This window comes from Paenibacillus tritici, assembly GCF_013204885.1.
GTDB lineage: Bacteria > Bacillota > Bacilli > Paenibacillales > Paenibacillaceae > Paenibacillus_AQ > Paenibacillus_AQ tritici.
Genome location: NZ_JABMKX010000011.1, coordinates 332,023 through 339,078, shown reverse-complemented (window position 1 = coordinate 339,078; position 7,056 = coordinate 332,023). Strand labels below are relative to the sequence as shown.

Annotated in this window: 7 protein-coding genes; 6 read left to right on the top strand and 1 reads right to left on the bottom strand. The window is 51.4% G+C overall.

The genetic code is table 11. From position 1 onward, the window contains the following. Positions 1-325 precede the first annotated feature (325 nt). Genes HQN87_RS21385 through HQN87_RS21365 form a run of 5 tightly spaced genes read left to right on the top strand, consistent with a single transcriptional unit; the run spans position 326 to position 4,301 of the window. Positions 326-1,696, top strand: a complete 1,371-nt coding sequence (locus tag HQN87_RS21385; protein WP_173137436.1) for a right-handed parallel beta-helix repeat-containing protein — start codon at positions 326-328, stop codon at positions 1,694-1,696. Then, positions 1,693-2,241, top strand: coding sequence for a nitrous oxide reductase accessory protein NosL (locus HQN87_RS21380; protein WP_173137434.1), 549 nt, complete (start codon positions 1,693-1,695; stop codon positions 2,239-2,241). The genes HQN87_RS21385 and HQN87_RS21380 overlap by 4 nt, the downstream gene beginning before the upstream one ends. A 2-nt stretch (positions 2,242-2,243) precedes the next feature. Beyond that, on the top strand, positions 2,244-3,065 hold the full coding sequence (locus HQN87_RS21375) for an ABC transporter permease (RefSeq protein WP_173137432.1): 822 nt from the start codon (positions 2,244-2,246) through the stop codon (positions 3,063-3,065). Further along, positions 3,058-3,777, top strand: coding sequence for an ABC transporter ATP-binding protein (locus HQN87_RS21370; RefSeq protein ID WP_173137430.1), 720 nt, complete (start codon positions 3,058-3,060; stop codon positions 3,775-3,777). The genes HQN87_RS21375 and HQN87_RS21370 overlap by 8 nt, the downstream gene beginning before the upstream one ends. Continuing rightward, a complete protein-coding gene (locus HQN87_RS21365; protein WP_173137428.1) occupies positions 3,774-4,301 on the top strand; it encodes a redoxin domain-containing protein in 528 nt (175 codons plus the stop codon). The genes HQN87_RS21370 and HQN87_RS21365 overlap by 4 nt, the downstream gene beginning before the upstream one ends. Positions 4,302-4,648: 347 nt before the next feature. Here HQN87_RS21365 and HQN87_RS21360 read toward each other — a convergent pair whose 3' ends face one another. Continuing rightward, positions 4,649-5,446, bottom strand: coding sequence for a class I SAM-dependent methyltransferase (locus tag HQN87_RS21360; RefSeq protein ID WP_173137426.1), 798 nt, complete (start codon positions 5,444-5,446; stop codon positions 4,649-4,651). A gap of 259 nt (positions 5,447-5,705) precedes the next feature. Here HQN87_RS21360 and HQN87_RS21355 point away from each other — a divergent pair, with 259 nt between their 5' ends. Next, complete coding sequence (locus HQN87_RS21355) at positions 5,706-7,025, top strand: ABC transporter substrate-binding protein (protein ID WP_367272762.1); 1,320 nt, start codon at positions 5,706-5,708, stop codon at positions 7,023-7,025. The last annotated feature ends 31 nt before the right edge of the window (positions 7,026-7,056 follow it).

Below are 7,056 nucleotides of genomic sequence, written 5' to 3'. Positions count from 1 at the left end.
AACGTTCGCCGAGTTTGATCGGTTATTTACGCTGCAAAGGCTACCTGTGGAGTGGAAGATTTATTTAGCCCATGCTATTGATTTAATTACCAGAATATAGGTAATCAACAGGCTTAACGTTTTTCCACTTGCTTGTTTCGCATCACAATTTAGACACATTTTCTCGCAGGGATAGCTACATTGGGCTATAGTCAGCCCGCTTCCTTTTATTTACACTGAAAACGTTATTATAGAGTGGCGGTTATCTATCATCGTCAGGTTATACCAGTTTGCTCAGTTGGTAAAGATAGAATGGAGAACAGGCATACACCGAGGGGAGTGAATCATGCCACTAAACCAAATCTTCCATCCGTCCGGTTTATCCAAAGCTAGTGTTGTACTCTTAGCAGGTTTGTTAGCCACATGCTTGTTCTATTGCAATGTAGCCAAGGCGGAGAGAAGTACAGAAGCAGCGATTCCGCTCCAGCCCATTGTTGATTCGGCCAGGACTGGAGAGAGGATTAGTCTGGAACCCGGAACCTATTCGGGCCCTGTCCGCATTGATAAGAAATTAACCATTGACGGGAACGGCGCGGCAACTCTTCTCAATACCGGCCCGGATGAACCGGCCGCAGTGCTGATCCTGGCCGATGGTGTACAGCTGGAGAATCTGAATATTCAGCAAAATAACGACGGAGAAGCTGCGGCGGTTCGGGTGGAAGCCGACAGGGTGACGTTGCAGGGACTTGTGATTCATTCAGCGGGGTATGGAATTGTACTGCGTGAAGCGGATGGCGGAGTGCTGTCGGGGAACAAGATCCGCTGGTTTATTCCCCCTGGAGAGGCGCCAGGCCTGAGAGGCAACGGGATAGATCTCTATAACTCTCATGGCGCTGAGATCAGAGACAACGACATATCCTATCTGCGGGATGGCATCTATCTGGAGAACAGCCGCAATACGGTGGTCGATCAGAATAAGCTGTCTTATCTGCGGTACGGGGTCCACTGCATGTACATCAACGGCTCTAAGGTCACTAACAACATTGGCGAATATAACATTACCGGCGCCATGGTGATGGGAGTAACCGATGTTGTGGTCTCCGGGAACTCCTTCCGCAAGCAGAGCCGGAATGTCCATTCCCAGGGAATCCTGCTCTACGATGTGCGTAATTCTACCCTTACGAACAATCTGGTAGAAGGCAACCGGGTGGGGATTTATATGCAGCAATCCTCCGATAATGTCCTGCAGCATAATCTGGTCCTCCGGAATTATACCGGCATTCAATTCGAGAATGCAGAGGGCAACCGCTTCCAGCGCAACGGTTTTGTGGCGAATGTCATTGAAGCCCAGGCCACGGGCAGCAGGGACAATGAGATGAACGGGAATTATTGGGATGCGTTCGAAGGACTGGATCTTACCGGCGATGGCATCAGCGATCTGAAGTATGCGATCAATCCCTTTTATCAGCAGCTCGTCACCCGTAATGCAGCTTATCAGCTTTTTTTCCAGTCACCGGGCATGACGTTTCTTAGTGATATGTATACCAGCGGTACAGCGCAGTGGTCAACGGATTCAGCGCCGCTCATGCAGCTTGATGCAGGGGCAGTCACCACGGATCAGGCATCAGGGGGCCAAGGCACAGTAATGGTAGCGGGCTGGCTGTTAATGTTTCTATCCGTAATTACAATAATATATCTGGGGGTACTGAGATTATGAGAAAATGGAGTCTGGTCTTGACGGTAGTCATGAGCCTGCTAATCCTCGCCGCTTGCGGGCAGAAGAAGTATGAGCCGGTGGCCATCAACGAAGAAGTGGATATCTGTGTCGTCTGCAACATGCAGGTGAAGGATGATGCATTCGCCACGCAGCTGACCACCAAGGACGGCAAGAATTATAAGTTTGATGATATCGGCTGTATGAATGAATGGAAGACAACCAACGGGACCGATCAGATCGGTATGGATTATGTCCGCGACTATAACGACAAATCCTGGGTTGAATTCAGCAAAGCCAGTTATGTCTATGACGAGACTCTGCGTACGCCCATGGCCTATGGGGTTGTCAGCTTCAAGGATCAAGCGGCAGCCGAAGCCTTCGTGAAGGAGCAGGGGCTTGGAACCGTGCTGAGCGCCGGAGAGCTGGCTTCCCATGAATGGAAGCAGAATAAGGATATGATGAACATGGACATGCCTGGCGGAGAGGATCATATGAAGGAGCATAGCTCGGAGGAAGGTACTTCGTCAGAAGAGATGGATATGTAAGCATGGCAGACATTCTGCAAATTGCCCGCAGAGAGCTGAAGATGGGCTTCCGCAACCCGTGGGCGTATTCCTTCCTGGCTTTATTCTGCACCTTCAGTCTCAGTCTGCTGCTGATTAATGCCAATAATGTAGTGGAAGGTTATACTGCCGTCACGGGTTCCATGCTGAGCCTGATTCTGTATCTTTTGCCATTGATGACGTTATTCCTGGGTTCCTTCTCGCTAACCTCGGAACAGGAGGACGGCAGCTGGCAGCTCTTATCCACGTATCCCATTGGAACATTATCGTTTGTGCTGGGCAAGTATACGGGGCTGGCCGCCGTATTGTTAGTTATTGTAGCGTTTGGTTATGGACTCATGGGTCTGGTCAGCGGATTTCTTGGCACGGCGTTTGATTCCGGCACTTATTTTCTCTTCTTGGCCTTCTCTGCGGGACTGGTTTTGCTGTTCTTGACGATCGCCCTGCTCATCGGCTCCCTCTCCCAGAGCCGCTGGCAAGCCCTGACCGTCTCCGTTGCGGTATGGTTCTTCGCCGTAATCGGCTGGCCGACCTTTCTGATTGCAGGCTTGGGGCTGCTGCCCTATCTCTGGATCAAGCCGCTGCTGATTGCGCTCACGATTCTTAACCCGGCAGAGCTTGTTCGCCTGTTCGTTGTCGTTAAGCTGGGCGGGGGGGCTGTCCTGGGGCCGGAATATTATCAGTGGGTGGAGTGGATTAGCCGTCCGGGCGGCAGTCTGTTATTTATCGCGGTCTGTCTAGTCTGGATACTGCTGTCTATCCTGTCGGTGTATTGGATCTGGGAGAGGGGGCGTTCCCGTGGATAACCCGCTGGTTCAGGTACAAGGAATCTCCAAGCGGATCAAAAAACAAACGTTGGTCGAAGAGATCAGCTTCCAAATTCCCGGAGGCAGCATTCTTGCCCTCTGCGGAGGGAATGGGGCAGGCAAAAGCACCGTTCTGCGAATGGTGGCCGGAATCCTGCAGCCGACTTCAGGCGAAATATCCGTGAGCGGACTGCACTGGAAGACATCACGCAAGCTCTACTCGCAGCAAATTGGCTATATGCCGGATGACTATCAATTCAGCCATGGATTGTCTGCCGAAGAGATGCTGACCTTCTGGGCGGCGCTGCGCAAAATTCCCGGGCGCAAAACCAGGGTAGAGGAAGTCCTTACCCTGGTTGGCCTTGCAGATAAACGCAACAGCCTGGTGAACACCTTCTCCAAAGGGATGCGCCAGCGGGTTCTGTTCGCTCAAGCGCTGCTCGGCAAACCGCCGCTGCTGATTATGGACGAGCCGACCAACGGGCTGGACCCGTTCTGGATGAATGAATTTGTGAAGCTGCTTCAAGGCATTAAGGAGGAGGGGCATACGGTTATTTTCTCCACCCATCAACTGGAGATTGCGGACCGGGTCGCGGATCAGATTGTATTTCTTAACCAGGGTAAACATGTGGGATCAGGCCCAACCGAAGAGATCCGTGCAGAGTTCGGTTCTCTGTATGCTGCCTTCAACCACAGTCTGGGGCTGGGATGAAGCTCCGCCGGATCGTTGCCCTGCTGGTAATTGCCATAGCGACTATAGCTGTAATATGGGTATACATGGATCATTCCAGCCGCACTCCGTCCGGAAGATTGGCGGTGGGGGCTCCGGCTCCTGATTTTGAAGCGGTCACCTGGAAGGGGGAGAAGGTGCGTCTGAGTGATTACAAGGGCAGAGTCGTGCTGCTTAACTTCTGGGCCACCTGGTGCAAGCCCTGTATGCAGGAAATGCCGTTGTTAAATGAAATTCATGAGTCCTCAGAGACTCAAATTGCGACCTTGTTCATTAATGCAGGAGAATCCAAGGGCACGGTATCCAAGTATATGGAGCAGCAGGACTTCTCTTTCCCTGTAATCATTGATGTCACCGGCAAAATATCGGCTTCGTACGGGGTTGCCGCACTACCGTCCACCTACATCATCAATACAGAAGGTGATATCCAGAAGATCGTGCTCGGTGAGATCGCAGACTTCAAGGAGCTGCAGCAATGGCTTGTAGAAGCCGGTGCAGCTAAGTAACTTATATTATTCCCCCAACCTCCGCAGCGGCCGCTCGGGGGTTGGCTTAGTGTTTGGGTTGGAGTTGGGGCTGCTGCCGAGTTTAAGTGGATTAACTACACTTGCTCATGATCGGAAGCGTCTTTGACAGGAAACAGTTGGAAAAACAGCACTTAATAGGCGGCAAATGGAGCAGAGTGGAGGGAATGCATGAAATTAAATGACGTTTATCCAACTAATACCCTCAGACTCTCCAAAACACCCAAATTAAGATACGTTTTTCCAACTACTTCTGCTGTGTGGATGCCCTGGATGCTCCTCCTTGACCGTTACTCTTTACACCCTTCAGCCTGAGATAGTCTTGAATTTTAGGACTCCGCTAGATTCATTGCCTCGGCTATGAATAACGTAGCTATATAATGTCTATGGAGGATTCCGCCGTTCCGATCTATGATCTCATGCAGCTTGGAGCTTAGTTCATTCTTCTCTGCTTCGGGAAGCCCGATGAATCCGTTGCTGGTCCGGAGGAAATTAATGAAGCTCTCCGCATTATCCCGGCTCTCCCAGGGATAGCTGTATACCTCCGTTTTTCCGAACTCATCCCTGGCTGACAGCTCTGACTTTGTTCTATCTACTCTCCGTTTGATTTCTTCCAGCTTATTGAACCAGGAGACCTCATATTGTGCGCAGACCTCAGCAATCTGCTGCTCCATATTACTCTCCCCTTGCAAATAGAAATTCCAGAAGAGCGCCAGTCTTCCTCCGGGCTTAAGCAGCCGCCCGCATTTCGCATAGCCTTCCGGCTGCGGCACCCAATGAAAGGCCTGGGCAGAGAAGATCAGGTCGAAATCCTTCTCCGGCCCGGACCAGTGCTCAAATCTTGAGGTTACAAATCGTACGTTCTTCTCCTTATGCTTCTGTCTTCCCAATTCCGCCAATTGCGGGCCGGGTTCAATACATAGCAGCTCATACCCGCGGTTCAGGAACAGCTCCGAGGCCTTGCCGCTGCCCGCCCCAATCTCAAGGATTCTGGATTCCGCAGTCAGCGAAGCCTCTTGCACGATCTGCTCAATGAGGGTGGATGGATAACTGGGCCTATACTTATCATAGTATTCAGCCACTTCATTGAAACGTTCGCTTTCCTTGAGCCAGTCTTTGTTCACCATTCGATTCACTCCCTATCCTTGGATAATGCTATTTACGCCCTCGCTTGTGCATGGTTTCACATTGTAGGAAGAATGATTCACTCCCCGGGTGATTTCGTCCGCAGAAAAGAAAAAATATTTCTTTTTTAAATTAATTTTAGAAAAAATGCTCCATTATAATCCAAAATCTGCTATACTCATAAAAAGAGGGAGCACAAGTCAGGAAATCTGACACGGGAGTAAGCGCTCACCTTACACTAATACTGAGGGGGAATGTTGTGTGGGAACCAACAGAAAGGGCTTCACGGTATCATTACTGCTGACCATGTCATTATTGCTTGCGGCTTGCGGAGGGAATGGCAATACGAAGGGCACCCCTGCAGGAAGCACCGGAGAGGCTGGCACTGGAGCCGGGGCAACACCTGCTGCGGAGCCGGTTAAGCTGGAGTTCTGGACGATTGCACTTCAACCGACGTTCAACGACTATTTCAATGAACTGATCACCAAGTATGAGGGCAGCCATCCAGGAGTAAATGTGGAGTGGAAGGACTATCCTTATGATGCGATCTCGCAGCGTCTGCTCACCAGCACGGCCAGCGGCAAGAGCCCCGATGTAGTGAATCTTAACACCGAATTCGCCAGTCAATTAGGCAGTAAGGGTGCGCTGCTGAATCTGAACGAATATCTGACGGACGATCAAGCGAAGAGTTACTTTGACGGCATTTATAATTCTACTGTGTTGGACGGCAAAGCTTATGCGCTTCCCTGGTATACAGGCACTGAAGTGCTGTTCATGAATAAAAAGCTGGTGGAGAAGGCCGGACTCGATCCTGCCAGCCCGCCGCAGACCCGCGACGAGCTGGTGGAATGGGCCCGCCAGGTTCACGAGAAGACCGGTGCCGCGGGTTATGCGCAGCAGCTCGTCTCTAAGCTTTTCCCGATCGACGGCATCCCGATTCTTAATGAGGATAAGACGGCAGCGGCCTTCAACACGCCGGAAGCCGAGGCCATGATCGCCCAGATGCGCGATCTGATGAAGGAAGGCGTGGTGCTGAAGGAGGATGCGGACTTCAGCAAGCAGATCCAGTATTTCTCCGGGGAGCAGGTAGCCTTCCAGCTGTCGGGCCCAACCTTCATCAACTTCATCAAGACCTCCGCGCCGGATGTCTACAAGAATACAATTGCCGTACCGCTGCCAACCGGCAAAGCTAACCTGCGCCTCTCCAATTCAATGAATCTGGTGGTGCCGCAGAAGTCGAAGAACCCGGAGCAGGCGGTGGAATTCGCCGCCTTCATTACGAATAGCGAGAACCAGACGGCCTTCTCCAAGGTCGCCAACACACTGCCTTCAAGCCGGGCTTCGATTGAAGATCCGTTCTTCACAGACTCCGACGGCTCACTCGAAGCCGAAGCCAAGGTCGCTTCCTCACAGAGTCTGGACAAAGCTACGGATTACATGGTTGGCGTACCGAGTGCCGGGGATATCAACTCTGCACTGGCACGGGGGCTACAGGAGATTCTGATGAACGATGCGGATATCAAGGAAACGCTGAACAAGGTGGAGAAGGAAGTCAATAATATCATCAGTCAGGGTTCCTAGACTGTTGAGGTACAGCTTGATGATGGGGAAT